The sequence below is a fragment of the Fodinibius saliphilus genome, assembly GCF_005869845.1.
Lineage (GTDB): Bacteria > Bacteroidota > Rhodothermia > Balneolales > Balneolaceae > Fodinibius > Fodinibius saliphilus.
Genome location: NZ_VAWF01000003.1, coordinates 30,033 through 49,699 on the forward strand (window position 1 = coordinate 30,033; position 19,667 = coordinate 49,699).

At 40.0% G+C, this 19,667-nt stretch carries 13 protein-coding genes, 1 tRNA gene and 1 other RNA gene; 9 read left to right on the forward strand and 6 right to left on the reverse strand.

Annotated elements, in window-relative coordinates; all coding sequences use genetic code 11:
* Positions 1 to 97 precede the first annotated feature (97 nt).
* Positions 98 to 1,045: an OmpA family protein gene (locus tag FCN14_RS10825; protein ID WP_246043152.1), complete on the reverse strand. Its 948-nt coding sequence runs from the start codon at positions 1,043 to 1,045 to the stop codon at positions 98 to 100.
* Between the two features lie 192 nt (positions 1,046 to 1,237).
* Between FCN14_RS10825 and FCN14_RS10830 the strand changes: the two genes are divergently transcribed.
* From FCN14_RS10830 to ffs, 7 genes are all read left to right on the forward strand, one after another.
* Positions 1,238 to 1,311 (forward strand) — tRNA-Ala (locus FCN14_RS10830).
* 636 nt (positions 1,312 to 1,947) lie between these two features.
* Complete coding sequence (locus FCN14_RS10835; protein WP_138431307.1) at positions 1,948 to 3,096, forward strand: tyrosine-type recombinase/integrase; 1,149 nt, start codon at positions 1,948 to 1,950, stop codon at positions 3,094 to 3,096.
* 204 nt (positions 3,097 to 3,300) lie between these two features.
* Complete coding sequence (locus FCN14_RS10840) at positions 3,301 to 4,485, forward strand: hypothetical protein (protein ID WP_138431308.1); 1,185 nt, start codon at positions 3,301 to 3,303, stop codon at positions 4,483 to 4,485.
* A 6-nt stretch (positions 4,486 to 4,491) separates the two neighbouring features.
* Positions 4,492 to 5,223 carry a FecR domain-containing protein gene (locus FCN14_RS10845; protein ID WP_138431309.1) on the forward strand — a complete coding sequence of 244 codons (732 nt, stop codon included), beginning with the start codon at positions 4,492 to 4,494 and terminating at the stop codon, positions 5,221 to 5,223.
* Between the two features lie 38 nt (positions 5,224 to 5,261).
* On the forward strand, positions 5,262 to 8,033 hold the full coding sequence (locus FCN14_RS10850) for a hypothetical protein (RefSeq protein WP_138431310.1): 2,772 nt from the start codon (positions 5,262 to 5,264) through the stop codon (positions 8,031 to 8,033).
* Between the two features lie 3 nt (positions 8,034 to 8,036).
* Positions 8,037 to 10,226 (forward strand): CHASE2 domain-containing protein, encoded by a 2,190-nt coding sequence (locus FCN14_RS10855; RefSeq protein ID WP_138431311.1) that lies wholly within the window; start codon positions 8,037 to 8,039, stop codon positions 10,224 to 10,226.
* Positions 10,227 to 10,285: 59 nt separating this feature from the next.
* An RNA gene (ffs, locus tag FCN14_RS10860) (signal recognition particle sRNA small type) lies at positions 10,286 to 10,385 on the forward strand.
* 6 nt (positions 10,386 to 10,391) lie between these two features.
* On the opposite strand, the gene FCN14_RS10865 is transcribed toward ffs, so the two are convergent.
* Together FCN14_RS10865 and FCN14_RS10870 are read right to left on the reverse strand one after the other, a co-directional pair.
* Positions 10,392 to 11,348: a YpdA family putative bacillithiol disulfide reductase gene (locus tag FCN14_RS10865; RefSeq protein ID WP_138431312.1), complete on the reverse strand. Its 957-nt coding sequence runs from the start codon at positions 11,346 to 11,348 to the stop codon at positions 10,392 to 10,394.
* Between the two features lie 167 nt (positions 11,349 to 11,515).
* Complete coding sequence (locus tag FCN14_RS10870; RefSeq protein ID WP_138431313.1) at positions 11,516 to 12,475, reverse strand: YheT family hydrolase; 960 nt, start codon at positions 12,473 to 12,475, stop codon at positions 11,516 to 11,518.
* A 144-nt stretch (positions 12,476 to 12,619) separates the two neighbouring features.
* On the opposite strand from FCN14_RS10870, the gene FCN14_RS10875 reads away from it, so the two are divergent.
* On the forward strand, positions 12,620 to 13,162 hold the full coding sequence (locus FCN14_RS10875; protein WP_212747626.1) for an acyl-CoA thioesterase: 543 nt from the start codon (positions 12,620 to 12,622) through the stop codon (positions 13,160 to 13,162).
* A gap of 131 nt (positions 13,163 to 13,293) precedes the next feature.
* On the opposite strand, the gene FCN14_RS10880 is transcribed toward FCN14_RS10875, so the two are convergent.
* Positions 13,294 to 16,317 (reverse strand): S8 family serine peptidase, encoded by a 3,024-nt coding sequence (locus tag FCN14_RS10880; RefSeq protein ID WP_138431314.1) that lies wholly within the window; start codon positions 16,315 to 16,317, stop codon positions 13,294 to 13,296.
* A gap of 304 nt (positions 16,318 to 16,621) precedes the next feature.
* On the opposite strand from FCN14_RS10880, the gene FCN14_RS10885 reads away from it, so the two are divergent.
* Positions 16,622 to 17,278 carry a hypothetical protein gene (locus FCN14_RS10885; protein ID WP_138431315.1) on the forward strand — a complete coding sequence of 219 codons (657 nt, stop codon included), beginning with the start codon at positions 16,622 to 16,624 and terminating at the stop codon, positions 17,276 to 17,278.
* Positions 17,279 to 17,362: 84 nt separating this feature from the next.
* Here the strand turns inward: FCN14_RS10885 and ggt are convergent, their stop codons facing one another.
* Complete coding sequence (ggt, locus tag FCN14_RS10890) at positions 17,363 to 19,093, reverse strand: gamma-glutamyltransferase (protein WP_138431316.1); 1,731 nt, start codon at positions 19,091 to 19,093, stop codon at positions 17,363 to 17,365.
* Positions 19,094 to 19,183: 90 nt separating this feature from the next.
* Complete coding sequence (locus FCN14_RS10895; protein WP_138431317.1) at positions 19,184 to 19,642, reverse strand: hypothetical protein; 459 nt, start codon at positions 19,640 to 19,642, stop codon at positions 19,184 to 19,186.
* Positions 19,643 to 19,667: the final 25 nt, after the last annotated feature.

A 19,667-nucleotide genomic window follows, 5' to 3' on the forward strand; every position in this document is an offset into this window, starting at 1 on the left:
GCGAGTAATTAAAGTATTAGGTAGGCCTAATAAAAAAAAGGCGATCTCATTTCGAGATCGCCTTTTTCTATTCATCTATTCTTCTAACAGATCCTTATTAGTTATTAGGAGTATACTGATAAGGATTTAATGGATGAGATTCTGCACGACGATTCTTGCGGCAACCAATTTCATCGGTCATATCCATGCAAGGTTGTGGTGCTTTACCTAATCCACGAGATTCAATACGGTTTTCAGCAAGACCGTTCTCAATGTAGAATTGCGTAACTGCTTCGGCACGACGCTTGCTAAGACGTAAGTTGTACTGATCTCCACCAACATGGTCGGTGTAAGCATCAATACGGACACGAAACTTCTTAGAATCCATCAATTTCTTAATGTTTTCATTTAGGATTCTAGCAGCTTCTTCGTCGATATTAGACTTGTCAAAATCAAAGTTTACGGTTTCGAGGGATCCTTCTTCGAGATATGCGGGATCAGAGCCGTCATTTAGGTTAGTGCCCATCTCGAGTTCTTGTGAGTCTGTGAACCCATCTCCATCAGAGTCGCTGTTGTTGGGGTCGCTGTTGTGTTCGTTGATTTCATCATAGTCATTGATGCCATCACCATCAGAATCAGCAGCATTAGGATCAGTACGGTACTCATTTACTTCTTCACCGTCACTTAGTCCATCATCATCACTGTCAGAGTTATTGGGATCAGTGTTATGGGAGTTAACTTCTTCACCATCACTGAGTCCATCTCCATCGCTGTCAGCAGCATTAGGGTCAGTATCGTATTCATTGATTTCTTCACCATCGCCCAATCCGTCACCATCGCTGTCGGCTTCAAGGGGATTAGTGTCGTATTCATTCATTTCTGCCCAGTCATTAAGACCGTCGCTGTCTGTGTCAAGCGTTTGGAGGGTTTCTTTGTCAAGAGATTGTAAGTATTCAAGAGTTCTTTCCGATGGTTCCCGGAGTTCTTCGGAACCGGAACAAGCTGTAAGCAAGGTCATCCCAAGAAACACGGAAGAGACAAGTAGAATCAATTTTGAGTTTATCATCGTGTTGCTGTGTAAGTTTTAAAGTTAATTTTTAAGCTGATGAAAAATAGAAGTTTACTTTATAATCTAAAACTGTTCCATAAAATAATTACCAATAATATGTTATCATTTACTATTAAAAACAAAAAGAAAGTAGATAGATCAAAAAATGTGAATTGAGTAAAATAATCCTTATAATTGCCATTCGTTAATGGGGCTATAGCTCAGTTGGCTAGAGCGCTTGCATGGCATGCAAGAGGTCCGGGGTTCAAGTCCCCGTAGCTCCACTTACTTTTCCCCTCTTTCAATAGTATCTAATTCATTATTAAAGGAATTGTTCCAGCTTTATTGGGATGAAATGGAAGTAATGGATATGGGTGGCCGGCATTTCTTTTTTCTTAGGCACGCTAATATGATGATTTTTATACTCATAAGATGGGCGTTATTGTTTGCCTTGTATCTTTTCATTCTTACTCTATAGGAAACCAATATTTGTTATCTTGGACCTCATAATACCAAAATATATAAATGGGAAATGGTAACCCACTGATTTTAATTATGTAGGTTATTGTAGTATATTATCGCTTTTGAGTCTTGTATGGCATAATCGAATTGAGTTATACTACTGAATAGCTAAAAAAATTGGTCCATATGGGTGATAGTAACTAATAAATCCCTCAAAACTATAGGATAGATAAAAGGAAATATATCTGTTTTTCCCTGCCGTTGCATAAGGTGTTGGCTCCCTTGTGCTTATAGAAGTATATAGGTTATGCTTTTTATAACCTACTGATAAAAAATAATCAGGTTTAGATCTTTTTATGGCGTAATAATACACCATAAAACCTTGTAAATGGAATTTAATCCAATATTTTTTATATTGTAAAGGTATGCCTTTACCCAATATTTATGTAATATAAGTTATGCCTAAAAGAAAACTAACCGAAGAGTTTATAAATGATTTGGAGTCGCCCAGCGAGCAGGTAGAGTTTTATGATACCTTGGTAAAGGGATTAATTCTTCGCCTTTCTAAATCCGGGACCAAGTCATTTAGTTATCGTTCTTTTGATGGGGAAAAGCACCAGCGACATACAATAGGGAAATATCCCGCCTGTACATTAGCTGAGGCGAGGCATCAAGTAAATAGGCATAAGGTCACAGAATTAGATGCAGAACAGGAAATGTCTCAGGATGTGCCTGATTTCGAAGAGATAGCGGAACAATTTATACAAAATCATTTACCGACTTTAAGTAATAGTACCAGTCGAGAGTATAAAAGGATTATCAATCGCGAACTGATGCCTGTGTTCGCAAAGTTCAATGTTCGGAATATGACTAAGGAGCAAATCGACAAATTGCTTGATCACAAAGCAAATAGAGAAGGTTCCTTAACAATGGCTAACAGGATGCGGGCTGTGTTAAGTAGCATTTTTTCTTTTGGCATTGATGAGGAGGTTATTTTTTATAACCCGGTAAATGCCACTAAGACCTACGATGTCGTTCATAAGAGGCCTAATCGGCACTATAACGAGCTCGAAATCAGGGAGCTATGGAAAAGTTTTGGCAAACAGAAACAGCCTATGGGAGAGTTGTTAAAAGTCTTATTAGTGCAGGGACAGCAGAAAAATGAGACCATACAGATGCGCTGGCAAGATATTCAGAATAATATGTGGGTAATTCCTGGAGAAATATCGAGGACTGGAGAGCCACATGAGGTGCCGCTTGGAAATATTACTCAGCAAATTATACAGAGTTTAAAGCCGTACAGTGGAAACAGTACGTATATATTTGCTTCTACACGCAAAAAAAATGCTCCACTAACAACTACAAAGAATGCTGCACAAAGGATTCGTAAAACAACAACGGTCGAAGATTTCAAAGTTCGACATTTAAGACAAACAGTTAGTGTTTATATGGCGAGGTTGGGTGTTGATGAAAAAGTGTTGTTGAAGCTATTTAATTACACGGAAGGTCATAATGTATTATCATCCCTTTATGGTAAGAATGATTACGCTGAGGGGAAGAAAAAAGCTATAACCAAATGGGAAAGTTGTTTATTGGATATTTTATAAGTAGTTGATCCTATAGTATGTCGTCCTCGTGAAGGATCAAGGATACCCCATCCCGTACGCTAGATTAGTGATTAGGGCTTTTTTTTTGCCATATGGGCTATACTTTTAGTATTATAGTTATATTCATGAAGTATGATTTTTGATGTATATCAGCTGGGGAGCATACTGGTTTTAATTCTCATTTATTACAAATTGATTTAGGGTATGGAAGCTCAAGCGAAAAGATTACAGGATTTTGTCATACTTGGCATTGCATTCCTTTTTTGTGTGCTATCGGCATATTCAGTTAATGCTCAAGCTGATTTATCTATGCGAGTTGAAGTCAATGAGACATTGGCAAATTCAAAAACTATCAATATAGAGTCTCTGGTAGCCAATGATGGGAAAGGTCCTACTCTTTTTAAAATGTTTTTAATAAATGAGAATAATTTTGATTATGCTAACAACTTATACTTTGAAATCTTAATCAGTTCAGATAAGGTAGGGCCAATAGCAGAGGTTACGCAGGTTCGAGGCCAACCATTTAGTTTAAGTCCGGGGCAGCAGGTGTTTGCCACCAATAATAATATAGGTGATGGACTGCCTGGAGTAGAAGAGGCTATTGCCTTTGATGGAGGCTTAACATCACAAGGGCAAAATTTCATTAATAGTTTAGGAGCTTCTACCACTTTACCTGCAGATCGTTATCAGATCCAAATTAATATTTACCAAGGTTCTGAACTGCAGAATAAGGTGGCCTCTGATATGGCTGAAATGGGCACAAGTATTGTACAAGAGGCTCAGGATTTCTATTTACTTAGCCCGGGCGATGTGTTGGGTTCTAATGCTCGCATATCTAATCCATATCCCAACTTTCAATGGCAAGGACCAACCGGAAATTCATATCGTCTTGTTATTGTGGAAGGAAGGAATAACGAGAGTCCGGAATCACTTCTTGAAGGAGCATTAAGTACATCTGCAACTCAGGGGAAGGGGGTATCAGGAAGTGGTTCTCTTATTGGTTATGAGATGTTGGATAGAGTAGTGGACCAATCTATTTTTCAGTATCCGAATAGTGGTGTTCAAGATTTAGAAGCTGGTAAAATATATTATTGGCAAGTTATAGGATTACGGGAAACAAGTAGTAGTATAGAAGAGAATAAATCTGAAATTTGGAGCTTTACTTTAGCTGGTGACAGGCGCGGTACCGTATCAGGAGTCCCAGGAATGCAAAGAGCGTTGGAGCAAATACTTGGAGGGCAGTTCGATCAGTTTAGTAGCGAGGGGTACTCATTTGAATCAGTCATAATTGATGGCAAGGTATATCGTGGCGGACAGGCTCTCCAAAAGATAAGAGAGCTCGTGCAAAAAGCTGAAAATGGTGATGTTTCAATAGTAATTGAAAGGTAATAGATTATGAGGCGTTACAATAGCATAACTTCTAAATTAGGTTTCTTGTTGCTCCTTGGTGGAACGATAACTGTAGTAGCAGCTCTTACGAAAATTGAAAATCCGGATCGCCCCTTAGCTTTTGTACAAAAATTTAAGCCCAGTGTAGGCATAGAAAAGGCAGGAACATTTGAGGATATTAAAAAACGGGGTAAACCCCTTTTTGACGGAGATACCTTGCGGACAAATGAAAATGGATTTGCATTGGTTCAATTCATGGATAAAAGCCTGGCAAAGGTGAAACCGGAATCGCGCCTTATTGTGGAAGGGAAGGTGGAAGGCAAACAGAACACTAGTACTCGCATTGGATTAGAGGCAGGAGAAATATTTCTTAATGTTACAAAGCAGGGTAGAGATAACTTTGAAGTAGCAACTAATACAACGGTGGCTTCAGTAAAAGGCACAGACTTCGGTGCCACTTCAAATAGTTATTTTTGGGTAGAAGAAGGTATTGTTGAGTTACTAGCTACTGAAACAGGAGAGTCTGCAGAGCTTACTGATGGAAATTATGGACAGGTTCTTTCTGATGGCACTATTGATACCGGCACTTTGACAGAAGACGAGATTGAAGAACGAAATAAAGAGTATGACCAGATGGAAGAAAGTCTGGATCCTGAAATTATTGAAATTCGATTTGTAGATGAAAATGGTCAACAAAGAGTGATCAAGGTTAAGGTTTTTGAAAACGAAAACAATTAATTAAATATAAGTTATTGCTGGGGTACAGGGTTTCAGTAATGGGAAAAATTACTACATGTTTACTATTTGTGGGGGTTCTGTTTAGCTGTGGGTTTGCTGAAGCAGCAGCAAATACAACACCAATACAGGTTCATCATCAAGAACCAACGTTTATTGAGCGGGGCAAAAGCCACGATTTAATATTTACAGTTCCGGGGGTTAAGGCCAATAAAGTTGTAGAAGCATATCTATTTTATCGTAACAACGGGGATATCTCATATAAACAAAAAAAAGCAACACTACACTCTACTGATTTCACAACTACTCTTACTATTAGTGATAAGCAAGCTACAGAAATTGAATATTATTTTGAGATCCAACTAAATAGCGGTGAGAAAGTAACTTACCCTCAAAATGTATTGCAGAGCTCTCCTGTACAAGTTGAAGTTATTGATAAAAGAAAGACAAAACGGGAACGCAGCGTAGCGCAAACAGGAGTGGATTATACCATTCTATCACCTAATCCCGGTACCACTGTAACTCAGAATGATGTTATAATCGCACTGACACTATTTTATGATCCGGCTGAAATTGATACAGCTAATTCTTCATTTCAATTTCGTTTGGATAAACGCGATGTGACAGAACAAGCAAGTGCCAGCGAGTATTTTTATACGTATTCGCCGGATGATCTTGCCCCGGGTAAGCATCAGGTGAAATTTAATTTATTAAAAAATGATTCTACCTACGAAGTAGCCAGCTGGAATTTTACTGTGCTGGATCCCACTGCTTCAGCAACTACGGAAAGTACCGGCAGTAAAGCCGAAAGCTGGGTTCCAAACGGTAGGTTAGAGTTTGCCGGCCGCAGTCAACAGCTTGGAGGGATAAATAACGATGCTCTTAGTGGAAATGTGCGTTTGTCGGGACAAAAGGGGGATATTTCATATTCTGCATATGGATTGTTAACCACTCAAGAAGATCCACGGCTGCAGGCACAAAACCGATTTAGAGCCCAACTTTATATTGGGGACTGGTTAGATTTTAAAGCAGGTCATGTTTATCCGCAGCTGAGTGCATTAACAATATCAGGACAACGTATGCAGGGAATTAATGTAGGATTCCATGCTTGGGATGATCTTCTGAATTTGAGAGTTGTACATGGGAAACTACGGCGTGGTATTGATAATTTATTCCAAAGGTTGGAGCCCGATTACCAAATTCAGCAACAAGATACAGTGGGAGTTTCCTACTTGCTAAATACCAAGAATCGTGGGGCAGGGACATTTAAACGGGATATAACAGGAGGCCGATTGGGGATTGGTCGGGGTGATACTTTTGAATTTGGGCTTAATTTCTTAAGAGTAGAAGATGATACTAATTCGATAAATGTTATCGATAATTTTAATACTCTAATGAATAGTGCACCCAGTCTTGCAGAGTCCTTGAATTCGCAACAACGAAAAGAACTGAATCAAGATCCAGATCAACTGAGTGTTAATGGTGTACCTCGTCCCAAAGGTAACTTTGTGGCAGCTTCTGATCTGTTAGTAAGCTTGGATTCTGACCGTATTCGTTTTGAAGCAGATGGGGCCTTTAGTCTATTGAATGAGGATATTTCTGAAGGTGCATTTTCACAAGAAAGAGCAGATGACCTGGGCTTTACCCTAGATAAAGATACCGAAAATTTTCTGGAGCAGCTTTCATGGCTTGTAATCATCAATGAGAACATGAATACTCTTCCTCTTCGTTTTAATGCAGATGATTCAGGTGTATCAGCAACCCCTGATTTGCCTACAAGTCTTTTAGCTTTTGACTCCCAAGCAGGTTTCAATTATTTCGATAATAACTTAAAGGTACGATATCGATGGGTTGGTCCGGCCTACCGTTCATTGGCAAACAGTACGATCCGTAATGATATTGCAGGCTTTAGTATTACAGACCGTGTACAACTATTCAAAAATCGCATCTATTTAACACTGGGATATGAGCGATTGCATGATAATGTATCTGATGACAAGGAGGCTACCACAAATACAGTTACTTACAGAAGTAATGTGAGCTGGTATCCTCTTGACCAAGGGTTGCCCCAACTACGTGTAGGTTTTCTGGCCAGAAATCGTGACAATGAGGTTGCATTATTTAATCCTTATGTGCCAGATGGGATGGAGAAATCCGCAGTGCAGAATTTTAAGATACAAGAAGGTGATACCCTGATTGCTCCTAATCCACGGTTGACAAATTCCTACCAGTTGTCTTCATCAATTTCACAGGAATTTTCGCTGTTTAATATTTCACATAGTGCCAGCCTTAGTTACTCTTATACAGATACAAAAGACCAGCGATTTAAATATGGCGGAGCTAAAAGCAATAGCCTGTCCATGCAAGTTGTAAATAGATTCGAAGAACAAGCCCTGCAGACTAGGATTGGTTTCAACTACAACAGTACAAAGACTGGTAATGGACTAACAGATATTAAAATATTAGGTTTCCGCGTGGGGGGATCGATGTTTTTGATGGATGATAGACTTAATATCAATGCATCACTGGCTTTTACAAAAAACCGTACCGAGTCTGCTTCTTTGGGCATTCCCATTGCTGTTTCGCAAGATGGAGATGTTCGGAATGATTACTATGAGCCTGGAGCCAATAACGCATCTACTTCAAAGTCAGAAAGTCATTCATATATTATTAATGCGAGTGGACGATATAATCTGTCTGACAGACATTCTTTTTTATTAACACTGCGTTATTCAAACGTGCGTAACGTATTATTTACTTCCGCTATTCCCAACGACCATTTGATACAGGCTCGTTATATTTTCAACTTTTAGCGTATGAAAAACGATCGAAACAGCTGGAGTACCTACCTTGTGTTACCGACGTTAGTTCTATTTGCGTTGGTAGTGACAATCTTTTTATCGTTTACTACTCCTGTACAGAAGCTAAAGTTGGGGGTTACAGATCAACTATTTGAGTTACGTGGCCCTATCCCAATACAAGATTCTACAGTAGTTATTGTGGGGATAAGCCAGCAAGCAGACCAAGAGATTCCCTATAAATATCCATGGCCTACAGATCTACATGCTAAGCTGGTAAACAATCTCAATGAGGCAGGCGCTCAGGCTATTGGTTTTGACGTGATTTTTGATAAAAGGGATAATTATAGCCTATCTAATGATACGGCCTTTGCCAAGGCGGTTAAACAGTCTAGGAACGTTATATTAGGGGCAAGTATTCAAAGTGAAGGGCAGGGGCGGGGGCAGGGAAGTAGTTCGCAGATCACTCGATTTGTAAGGCCTTATAAGCTGTTAAGGCAGGGAAATGATAATCCATTAGGCCTTGTAAGAACACATAATGATCTTGATGCGACGATTCGAAAGTATATACTTTCAACTTTTTACAATGGAGAAAAGTATTTATCGCTGGGGTTAGAAGTTCTGAAACTATATAAAGAAATTGACTCCAAGCAAGTATCTGAAACACAAAATATATTTAAAATAGGTCCATTTGAGATTCCTAAATTCTCAAGTAACCTGATGGCTATAAATTACTTTGGAGGGCCGGGCACTTTTAGCCGTTATTCGTTTGAGAATGTAATTGATGATTCGACGGTAATACTTGCCTCTGAAGATTCTTCGTTCCAAACCAATACATTTTCGGATCCTTATTTTGGGTTAAAGCAATCTGGCGCATTTAAAGATAAAATTGTACTTATAGGTGCAACAATGCCTGAACTTAATGACCTGCACTCTACACCCTTTGCGCCACAAGATGCTATGCCGGGGGTAGAAATGCATGCCAATGCAATACAGACTATATTGACGGGGAAATATATTCACCATGTTTCACCATGGCTCAATTTGGGCCTTATTTTCTTCTTGATTGTGTTTGTTGCTTGGGCTGGTCGAAGGTATTCAGGCTTAGCGGCCTTCTCGATTTATTTGACTTTGGCTATCTTGGTAATAGCATTGACTATTTATGAGTTTTTAGAGTTTCGATACATACTGGATGCCATATCACTGCTAGTAGCGCTTACTGTTGGGTATGTAACCACCCAGAGTTATGAATATGTGATTGAACAGAGAGAGAAAAGGCGTATACACAACCTCTTTTCCTCTTATGTGTCTCCTGCCGTAGTAGAAGAGATGGTTGAGTCAAATAAAGAGCCTGAGTTAGGGGGGGATGAGGTTTATATGACGGCCTTTTTTAGTGATATACAATCCTTCTCAGCTTTTTCTGAAAAGTTGCCGGCAAAAACGTTGGTAAGGCTTATAAACGAATATCTATCAGCAATGACCGATATTTTAACGTCTCACGGGGGTACGCTTGACAAATATATCGGAGATGCCATTGTTGCTTTTTTTGGCGCCCCGGTTCAACAGGAGAATCATGCATATAAAGCTTGTTTGGTTTCGCAGTTAATGCAGCTAAGACTTGAAGAGTTGCGTCAGAAATGGCGTAGGGAAGGAGAAAAGTGGCCAGAAATTGTGCATTACATGCGTAACAGAATTGGTATAAACACCGGTAAAATGGTAACAGGTAATATGGGTTCTGAAAGTCGCTTCAATTATACTATGATGGGAGATAATGTGAACCTGGCAGCACGCTGCGAGAGTAGTGCAAAGCAGTTTGGTGTTTATACAATGGTGACAGCAAATACCAAGCGAGAAGCCGAGGCACACGGCAATCGATGTGTATTTCGTTATTTAGATCGTATCGTGGTTAAAGGGAAAACTGAACCGGTGGAGGTGTATGAAATTATGGGGCTTCGTGAGCATTTGGATGATGCCCAATTTGCCTGTAAGCAAAAGTTTGAGCAAGCCACTGAAGCATATAAACAGCAAAAATGGGATAAGGCATTAGCGTTGTTTAACGAGTCTAAAAAGCTGGAGTTATTTAAGCCGAACAAAGACTCATTCATCCACACAAATCCTTCGTTGGTGTACCTTGACAGATGTGAAGTTATGAAGAAAAATCCACCCCCAGCCGATTGGAACGGCGTTTATGTAATGAAATCAAAATAGAATAATATCGTATTTTTGTTTGCCATTTATCCGATATAAATCGTATCTTCTTCACTCGAGGGTAGGCCCTACGCAGCCAGCTCCCTCTGAACTCCGTCAGGACCGGAAGGTAGCAGCGGTAGGAGGTCGTAGCGGCGTGATGTAGGTTGCTTACCCTCTCTTTTTTTACCCCTTCTTTTCTTGGATGTCGTTTGCAATGTGCTCTGCATGAACTCTGGTGTTCTCAATGAACAGACGACTAGTATCCATACCTCCACAAACTACTCCGGCTACATATATCCCTTTCCTATTTGTTTCTAAAGATTTTTCATCGTAGACCGGCATTTTATCTTTGTCATCGGTTAAGGCAATACCGAACTTCTTCATTAGCTTGAAATTGGGTTGGTAGCCTGTCATAGCCAGTACAAAATCATTGGAAATAGCCTCAATACCGTTGGGGGTTTCAAGTATAACTTCGTGGGGAAGAATCTCTTTAACCTCGGTATTAAAATATCCTGTAATTTCATTGTTTTTAATTCGGTTTTTGATATCTGGTTTAACCCAATATTTTACAGAATCCTTGATTTGCGAATCGCGAACTGATAATGTTACGTTTGCATGCGACCTGTAGGTCTCTAGAGCCGCATCTACAGCAGAGTTCCCCCCGCCAATAACAAGTACATCTTGCCAGGCATAGGCATGGGCTTCGTCATAATAGTGGGTTACTTTCTGTAGATCTTCGCCAGGAACCCCCATCTTGTTAGGGATATCGTAAAAGCCGGTAGCTACAACCACTTTTTCGGCTTTATAAGTACCCTTACTGGTCGAAATAGTAAAGGAGTGGTCTGATCCTTCTATATCCTGCACTTCTTCATATAGATGGATGTCAAGATTATAACTTTCAGCTGCTCGCCGATAATATTCCAGGGCTTCTCTTCGTGTAGGCTTAGGATTATGAGAAATAAACGGCACCTCACCTATTTCCAAACGCTCAGAGGTAGAGAAAAAGGTCATATCTTTGGGATAATTAAAAATACTGTTTACAAGACATCCCCTTTCAATAATTTTAGCGGGTATATTAAGCCGTTTTAATTCTATAGCTGTTGCTAAACCGATCGGACCTGCACCAACAATGATGACCATCGAGTAATATTTTAAGGTGTTAAAGAAAGATTAGGAAGAAGATAACAGTTTGAATTGGAAATACCGTAGATAGGTTCGCCCTATATTTCAATAATTAGTTGTGAATAGATCTAAGTTCTTCTCAAAGAAAATAAATTAATAGTATTTATAATTGCATGTACAACAAATCAAACATTTCTTAATTTGTCCCTGATAAATTTTCTTATTGCATAGTTGATCCACCCATTTGGATTGCTCCAGAAACCTACATGTCCTCCCTTATTAGTGATTATATAATCGGTAAATTCATTCTCATTTATTTTGTCTACAGGCATAGCCTCAATAGGGCAAATTGGATCCTCTTTGCTATGTATCAGCAAGGTAGGGGTTTCTATTTTATCTATAAATTGACGTGCAGAGCATATTTTATAGTAATTATCGGCATTTTTGAAACCGTGCACAGGGGCTGTTACTTGGTCATCAAATTCATATAGGGTAGAACCATCAAATGTAGGAATATCAGGAAAATAATATCTTTTAAGAGCTAATTTCTTTTTTAAGGTACGTAGAAAGCGATACTCATAGACGCGATGAAAGCCTTTAGACAGTCTCAGAGACCCTAGTCGTAGGTCATAAGGTACTGATATAGCCACAGATACATCTGCGGGGTGTGATTGTCCTTTTTCTCCTAGTGATTTAACTAATGCATTGCCACCAAGTGAGAAGCCTACGGCTGCAATTTTATTGTATGAGTATGTTTCTTGAACCCAGCTGAAGACTGTTTCATAATCTTTTGTTTCACCAGAATGATAAAAGCGAGGTCGGTTGTTCATTTTATCTCCACAGCTTCGAAAGTTAACCGCAACTACCGAATATCCTTCGTTAACCAACTCTTTCATAAGCTCTATGATGTAGTATCGCCGTGAGGACCCTTCTAGGCCATGGAAAAGTACTACAACAGCAGAAGAATTAGAGATGTTTGCACAATCAATTTCAAGGAAGTCATTATCTGGTGTAGGGATTTCAATTCGTTCAACTGCAGGTTGGTTGGTGTCACCCAATAATGAACGAGCAATGGTATGTATGTGACCATTGAAAGCCCAGCGTGAGCTGGGAAACGAATAGATATTACGAAGACTCGTTTGCATGAACAATAATTACTGGCCGATAATAAAAAATAATTTAACTTATCACTATTATAGCTCCCAATCAGTTATGGTAGGTAGACCATGGCTTAAATGGTTATATTAACAGCTATTGACTAAGTACTCTGTTTAATAAAGCTAAACTATATGAAAGATCGTTTCCAAGAACGTTTTACACAAGATACAAATAGCAATCAGAAAACCGTATCTGCATCTAGGGTAAGGATGAATGAAATGGTGATGCCTAATGATACGAATCCTCTTGGCAATTTAATGGGAGGGCGCCTGATGCAGTGGATGGATGTTTGTTCAGCTATTTCAGCACGTAGGCACTGCAATAGAAATGTGGTAACTGTAGCAGCAGATAGCATTGAGTTTAAAAATGCGATTAATTTAGGAGAGGTTGTTGTCATTGAGGGAGAGGTTACACGAACTTTTACCACTTCTATGGAGGTAGCAATGGAAGTATGGGCTGAAGATCAACGAAACGGTGAGCGTCGGCTTTGTACAACTTCTTTTTACACTTTTGTTGCATTAGATTCTGACGGAAATACGGTAAAAGTGCCAGAAATTATCCCGGAAACAGATTTTGAAAAGGAGCGATATGAGCAGGCGTCAGATCGCCGTAAAATGCGCCTAAAGGTGTCAGAGCAAAATAAAAAAGCGCACAAAAAAGATAAGTCCAGCTAGCGAAGTTTTACAATGGGGACTTTGAAAGTTTTGGTCGTACTTTGAGGTGATGCAATTATAGATGCGTATCCTTTTGTTATAGTGCTATAATTCTCTAAATGTTTATGTTATCGGACTTCGCAAAAGCCTAGTTATTTAATTACAGTAATAGGTATAGATTGAGTGCCATTGTTCGTTTTAAGTTGAATAAAATAGGTACCACTGCTTAGGTTCTTTGCTTCGAACGGTACAAACCGAGGCCCTGCATCCATGTTGGTATTTTTGAGCGTGCGTACTTTTCGACCTAATACATCGAATACAGTGAGAGTAACCTTGGATTGAGTCGCCAGGTTAAAGTGAATATTCGTTTCTTTACGAAATGGATTGGGATAATTTTGAAATAACTTGGTCTCTGAGGGTATTTTATCGGCCACTGCCGTACCAGTTGGGGATACCTCAAAAAGATTTCGGGAGCGTGCTTCTGAAATCTGATCCTTCAGTAGGGTGGTTGTATTCCCAAAAGCATAAATAAATCCTGCAGTAATTTCTGTACCGGGATTCAGGGTATAAGGGCCAGATGCAGTAACTGCCGAAACATCAGTGTTTGCAATATCTGTTCTCATTTTTCCGGCTTTTAAAGCAATACTTTTTTCAGCATCTGTAAAGCCATCATACAGTCCAAAGGTGACTGAGTCTTGTCTGCCTTCAATTGTATTATCAATGGCTAAAACGCTGGATATAGGACCAAGGTGAGCTACTGCAACAATTGGGGCCGTAGAAGATGGAGAGGCCTCAGAGAGATACAGTATGCTATCTGATTTGCTATAGTTAATACTATTATTCCCGGAATCACCGATGTCCCAATCATTGAAGAGACCTATATATAGGTTTTCCAAACGGGCAAAAGAAGAAGGATTTTGGATAGTGTATTTAAGAAATACAACATTACTCAGTGCTGGCTCATCAAACGAATAAGTTTCTAAATCAATTATTGCATTGCCTGTAGTATCAGTCTTGGTAGTAAAACGAGCAGTGCCTTTTATTCCATTAAAGATTTGCTCAGGTATAAATACTTGTTGAGAGATAAAATCTTTGGAAAGCCCATTTTCTGCTCGGCTCGCATCAATAATATCACCGTTCATCTCCAGTATTAGCCCGCCTTCAAAAAGGAGGTTATCTGTTTCCAGGTATCCCCCGGTGCCATCGGGTATCCGGGGAATGAAGCCTATACCTCCTGAACCTGAAAGGGGATCCGTAAATCCAATGGTACCATCTCCTGCAAGTGAGGTTTTGACATTGTTGGCAGCCACAATGTCGTATAAAAGATTTTTATACTGCAATATTCGAAAATCAGTATACCCCTGATTTGAATCAGTAAGGTCTAGTTTAAAAGTAGGGGTCTGACTGAGATCAAAACTATTGCTTAGCGTAATGGGGTAGCTGATACTTATTGTATCTCCATTTGCAATAGAGCCTAGCTGTTTTGTGTCATTATTTATTTCAATGCCGTCTTGGGTAATGGCATTGAGCGTTGCATTTAAAGCAGTGGTGCTTTTTCCGAGGTTTGCCAATTTTACCTTAACTGTACCGTTCTCTCCAAGCGTGAGTTTATCTCCATTGGTGTCCATAAATTGTCGAGATATCACTTTTATGCCGGGATAGTCAGTGTTAAGAGTGTGAAAAGCATCAATTGAACCATGCCCAAGTTTATATTGGTAATCTTGGGGGTTTATATCATCAATAAATGTTGCCGAGGAACGTATTTGCAAGCCTATACGCTCAGCCTTCCAGCCAGGGTGGATAGCTTTAGCAAGTGCTGCAAGTCCGCTTACTATCGGGGTAGCCATCGAGGTGCCTGTTTTTGTAACTAGCGTGCTGTTAAATGAAGTGCTAAGAATATCAGTTCCGGTAGCCAGCACATCCAACTTATAGCCGACATTAGAATAATTTGCCACAAGGTTGCTTGATTCAACAGATCCAACACTAAGTACTTTGTCATAAGCTGCAGGAAAGCCAATTTTTTGACTTGCATCATTACCGGATGCTGCCACAACAAGTGCCCCCATCTCTGTGGCTAGGTTTATGATATCCTGTTCAGCTTTTGAGGCCCCGCTACCGCCCCAGCTACAGTTAATAATATCAGCTCCATTTTCTGCGGCATAAATAATTCCTTCGAACCCAAATCCAATTGAATTCGATTCATCGGTGTCAGGGGTGCTTGGATCATCCGGGATACCACCGGTTTTGACAGGCATATAAATGGCTGTAAAAGCAGCACCTGCTACTCCAGTATTATTGTCGGTCTCTGCTGCTGCGATCCCGGCCACATGTGTGCCGTGGTCGGTACCATCATGGATAGGGTTATTATCTTGTTCAATGGTATTAGCTGATGTGCCTGAATCCCAAAAATCCCATCCAAAGATATCATCAGTATAGCTATTGTTATCAGTATCGAGGTTATCCATAAAAGGTGAATTGTCACCAAATACATCTTTTAAGTCTATACTTCCATCCCCATTGTAATCCTCTCCATTTTGATTTAAATAGGTATCGATTTCGGTTGAGGTAATGGTGTTGTCATTATTTTGGTCTACCTGGGATTGTAGGGTAGGAGGGATTTCATCTTGGTTAACCCATAGATTTGCGTCTAGTTCGGGGTGCGTATATCCCACCCCTCCATCATTAATGGCAATAATTACCTCCCGTGTTCCCTTGCTCAGATTCCAAGCATCTTTAAAATTATGGGTGTCTATAAATTTTTCCAGGTTTGGATCGTTCGGTTCATAGTTCATTTTCCGAACATATCTGGGTTCAGCATACTCTACACCGGGCATCTGACTAAGTTTCTGTGCCAGCAAGAGTGGAGAAATTGCCTTATTAAAAAACACTTCTTGTATTCTTAATACTTCATTACCCGAAGAGAGGCCTTTCCTTTGAATATTTTGGCGTAACTGTTTATTCAATAAAGGTTTGGTAGTACGCATGCCATTGTTAAAGAGTACCTTTTCTACAGCTTCTTTGGGCTTCTGTCGGTTCTTGGTGTTAAGGTTTTGAAGTTGCTGTTCTGATTTATACTTGATGATAAGGCGATCAGGAAAAAAGTTTCTTTGTTGTCCATAGGAGGTTAAGGAACAGTAAAGAAATAATATAAGTGGGAAGAATAGTTTTTTTAACATAAGCTGATTTATGTGTGCAAAATATTCATAGGTTATATAAATAAAAGCTAGAAATCCCTGGACCAATCCAAAAATCTATATTATAAGGTTATGCTTATCCAGACTTGAACTGTTTTTGTTTGATACGTACTCATTATATCATAATATCTATGATGAATTGACCTCAAATATTGTCCCATATATAGCTGATTTGTGTGGCAACATTATTGATTTAAGTCAGTTATTGTAACTGTACAAATTATTAGGCAATTTTACAGGCCGTTTAAATGCTTTTCTAATAGAATTTACCAACAAATTGACGCACATGATTAAGCAAGTATTTGATTCGTTTTACAGTTATTTAGGAATAGTGGCATCTGTTATGCTGCTGTCGGTTGTTATTTGTAATCCTGTTGCTGCCCAAACTGATAATGCCGCTTCTGAGGAAGATCAATTTAAGTTGCTTCGTTCTGATGTGGGTATTCATGGATTAACCGTAAATTTACACCAGCTTAGCAATTTGACCTATAAAAAAAGTGATACTCTTCAGTTTGATGGAACTTCCGAACTGGAATTTGTATATCGGAATGTGCGTATGATGTCGCAACGCCTTGGCGTAGGATATCAGCTGATGACCAGTTTTTTTACCGGGGGCGATGATTCCAACTTTGGTGTTGGAAGTTGGGGGCTTGGACCTGTTGTTCGTGCCTATCCATTTCGCTCAGACCAATTTCAGCCATACGTTCAGTTAAATTCGTTATTTGGAAATAACCTGGGAGTAGGTCGATTAGCTAATACCCAAAAAGTTTCAAAAGGATTCAGAGTACGATTTGGATTGCGTGCCGGTTTGGCTGTTCGAATCAGTAATGGCTTTGGTGTATTTACAGAAGTGGGATATGATTGGGAAAGTAGTCGTATCTTTAAAGCAGATTCTAGGTCATTCCAGACAAATATTGGTTTCGATTTTTACCTCTTTAACTAAGAGCTTGTAAAAAAGATAAAAACCTTAGGTATATTGATGCCATCACTTTCTTTGTGATGGCATCAATTATTTAAAAAGAAAAGATTAGTACCCGGAAGCTTGCCCATCTTTCCGAGATTCTGAGGCCCCATAATAGACCCCTTCTTCGGCATCCCACATGATGGCTTGGTATCCGCCATAACCGCCCACATCAAAAGCAACATCGTGGCCTCGCTTCATTAGCTCTCTGGCGGTTTTATAAGAGTAGCCTGATTCCAAGTTAAGAGTACCTGTATCCTGCAAGTATTCATTAGCAGCATCGGTAGGTTGAGTAGATCCGGTGTGACGCCAGCGTGCAGCATCCCCGGCTTCCTGCAGGTTCATTCCAAAATCGATTATGTTAGTAATTATTTGGGTATGCCCCTGTGGTTGCATCGCTCCTCCCATAACCCCAAAACTCATGAATGGTTTACCATCTTTCATTACAAAAGCAGGTATAATGGTATGGAACGGTCGTTTCCCGGCTTCATAAACGTTGGCATGATCGGGATCCATAGAGAACAGTTCGCCTCGATCCTGAAATACAAATCCTGTGCCGGGCACCACAATTCCTGATCCCATGCCCCTGAAGTTACTTTGAATCAGGGAAACCATATTACCTTCTTTGTCTGCGGTAGTCAGGTAGATAGTATCACCTTCTTCCAGGCCCGACATACCGGGCTTTATATTGCGAGAAGCGTAGTTCCCAATTTTTTTTGCACGTTTTTGGGCATACTCTTTTGAGATAAGCTTTTGAACTGGGACGTCTGAAAAAGCCATGTCGGCATAAAATTTTGCCCGATCTTCAAAAGCCAGTTTTTTAGCTTCGGTCATAGTATGGAGCGCTTCTACACTACCATAACCCATTTCGCTGAGGTTAAACTCTTCGAGTATTTGTAGCATCTGCAAGGCTGCTATTCCTTGTCCATTGGGGGGAAGCTCATAGACGTCATAACCCCGATAATTAACCGAAACAGGATCTACCCATGTAGAGGTATGTTGTTCAAAGTCTTTCTTGCGTAAATACCCTCCGTTTTCACGCATGAAGGCATCAACCATTTCAGCTATTTTGCCGTTGTAAAAAGCATCGCGCCCTTTTTCCGCAAGTAATTCATAGGTATCGGCAAGTTCAGGACGTTTCATGATTTCTCCTTTCTCGGGAGCTTCACCGTTTATAGTCATTTCCTCTTTAAATGCACCGGGGCGGTCATTGTGGATGCGTGCCCCGATATCCCAATAGTAAGCGATTAGCTCGCTAACAGGGAACCCTTTGCGGGCGTATTCTATGGAAGGGGCAAGAAGGTTGTCCATCGACATATTGCCCAGTTTGTTGTGAAGCTCAAACCAGCCGTCAACAGCACCGGGTACAGAAATAGGAAGCACGCCATAGGCCGGTATGCCTTCACTATCGCGTTCGTTGATCTCCTTTTTCAACTGTTCATAAGAGAGGCCTTTTGGAGAACGCCCACTGGCATTGAGGCCGTACAACTTCTGATCTTCAGCCGACCATACAATAGCGAAGAGATCGCCTCCAATGCCACTACCTGTGGGTTCCATTAATCCCAAGGCAGCATTAGCAGCAATGGCGGCATCAATCGCATTGCCACCGTTTTTAAGTATGTCTAAACCAATTTGTGTCGCTAAAGGCTGGCTGGTCGCTACCATTCCATTTTGGCCAATAACTTCAGAGCGGGTGGCAAAAGGTTCACCGGTAACCCTATCAGCTTGGGCCTGTGACGAAAAGGTAAAGCAAGACAGAAGAACTAGAAAACCTAAAAAAGAGGTAATATTTCTCATAGTATAAAAAGATTTATTTAGGATGCTCTTATACTATAAGAAAAATGTAGCTTTTATTATGTAAAAAGCTTTTTAGGGGATGTGGGAATATTAATTGATGTTCAGGTCATCATGTGGACGTTTAAGAGAGTCAGGTAACTCTTCCTTTTCTTCTCTCAGTTGTTGCACATATTTAGTTCGTTTGACCACTCCGCGACGAATGCCAAAGAAAGCTCCCAGGAAAGCTGAAAATATTGTTGTAAGTACAAAGAGTAGTTCTGTTTCGGCCAGGCCAACGTCTTTCGTATAGACCCAAAAGATCGTAGGCAGAATAGTAAAGAAAGCCATCAGGTAACAAACCCAATTGATATTAACTGCTTTCATTATAAAGCGACGGCTAAACCCAAAGTTGAGGTTTAGGTACACCAATCCAAAGCCAAATAGAAAGAGGTAGCCGGTACTGCCTTCGGCAGCTACATATTGAATGTAGTTATGGGAAAGCAGGATAATAGCCAGTCCAAATACGATGGAGCCTGTTACAAAAGCGAAAGTGCGTTGCCAGTTTATCATGGAAAGGTTGTATTATAGTCTATAA

Bases quoted from the DNA above. Each gene is read 5' to 3' on its own strand.
- FCN14_RS10840 (WP_138431308.1), top strand. From the start codon at position 3,301: ATGGAAGCTCAAGCGAAAAGATTACAGGATTTTGTCATACTTGGCATT.
- FCN14_RS10865 (WP_138431312.1), bottom strand. From the start codon at position 11,348: ATGGTCATCATTGTTGGTGCAGGTCCGATCGGTTTAGCAACAGCTATA.
- FCN14_RS10895 (WP_138431317.1), bottom strand. From the start codon at position 19,642: ATGATAAACTGGCAACGCACTTTCGCTTTTGTAACAGGCTCCATCGTA.
- FCN14_RS10880 (WP_138431314.1), bottom strand. From the start codon at position 16,317: ATGTTAAAAAAACTATTCTTCCCACTTATATTATTTCTTTACTGTTCC.
- FCN14_RS10825 (WP_246043152.1), bottom strand. From the start codon at position 1,045: ATGATAAACTCAAAATTGATTCTACTTGTCTCTTCCGTGTTTCTTGGG.
- ggt (WP_138431316.1), bottom strand. From the start codon at position 19,093: ATGAGAAATATTACCTCTTTTTTAGGTTTTCTAGTTCTTCTGTCTTGC.
- FCN14_RS10870 (WP_138431313.1), bottom strand. From the start codon at position 12,475: ATGCAAACGAGTCTTCGTAATATCTATTCGTTTCCCAGCTCACGCTGG.
- FCN14_RS10885 (WP_138431315.1), top strand. From the start codon at position 16,622: ATGATTAAGCAAGTATTTGATTCGTTTTACAGTTATTTAGGAATAGTG.
- FCN14_RS10875 (WP_212747626.1), top strand. From the start codon at position 12,620: ATGAAAGATCGTTTCCAAGAACGTTTTACACAAGATACAAATAGCAAT.
- FCN14_RS10845 (WP_138431309.1), top strand. From the start codon at position 4,492: ATGAGGCGTTACAATAGCATAACTTCTAAATTAGGTTTCTTGTTGCTC.
- FCN14_RS10855 (WP_138431311.1), top strand. From the start codon at position 8,037: ATGAAAAACGATCGAAACAGCTGGAGTACCTACCTTGTGTTACCGACG.
- FCN14_RS10835 (WP_138431307.1), top strand. From the start codon at position 1,948: ATGCCTAAAAGAAAACTAACCGAAGAGTTTATAAATGATTTGGAGTCG.
- FCN14_RS10850 (WP_138431310.1), top strand. From the start codon at position 5,262: ATGGGAAAAATTACTACATGTTTACTATTTGTGGGGGTTCTGTTTAGC.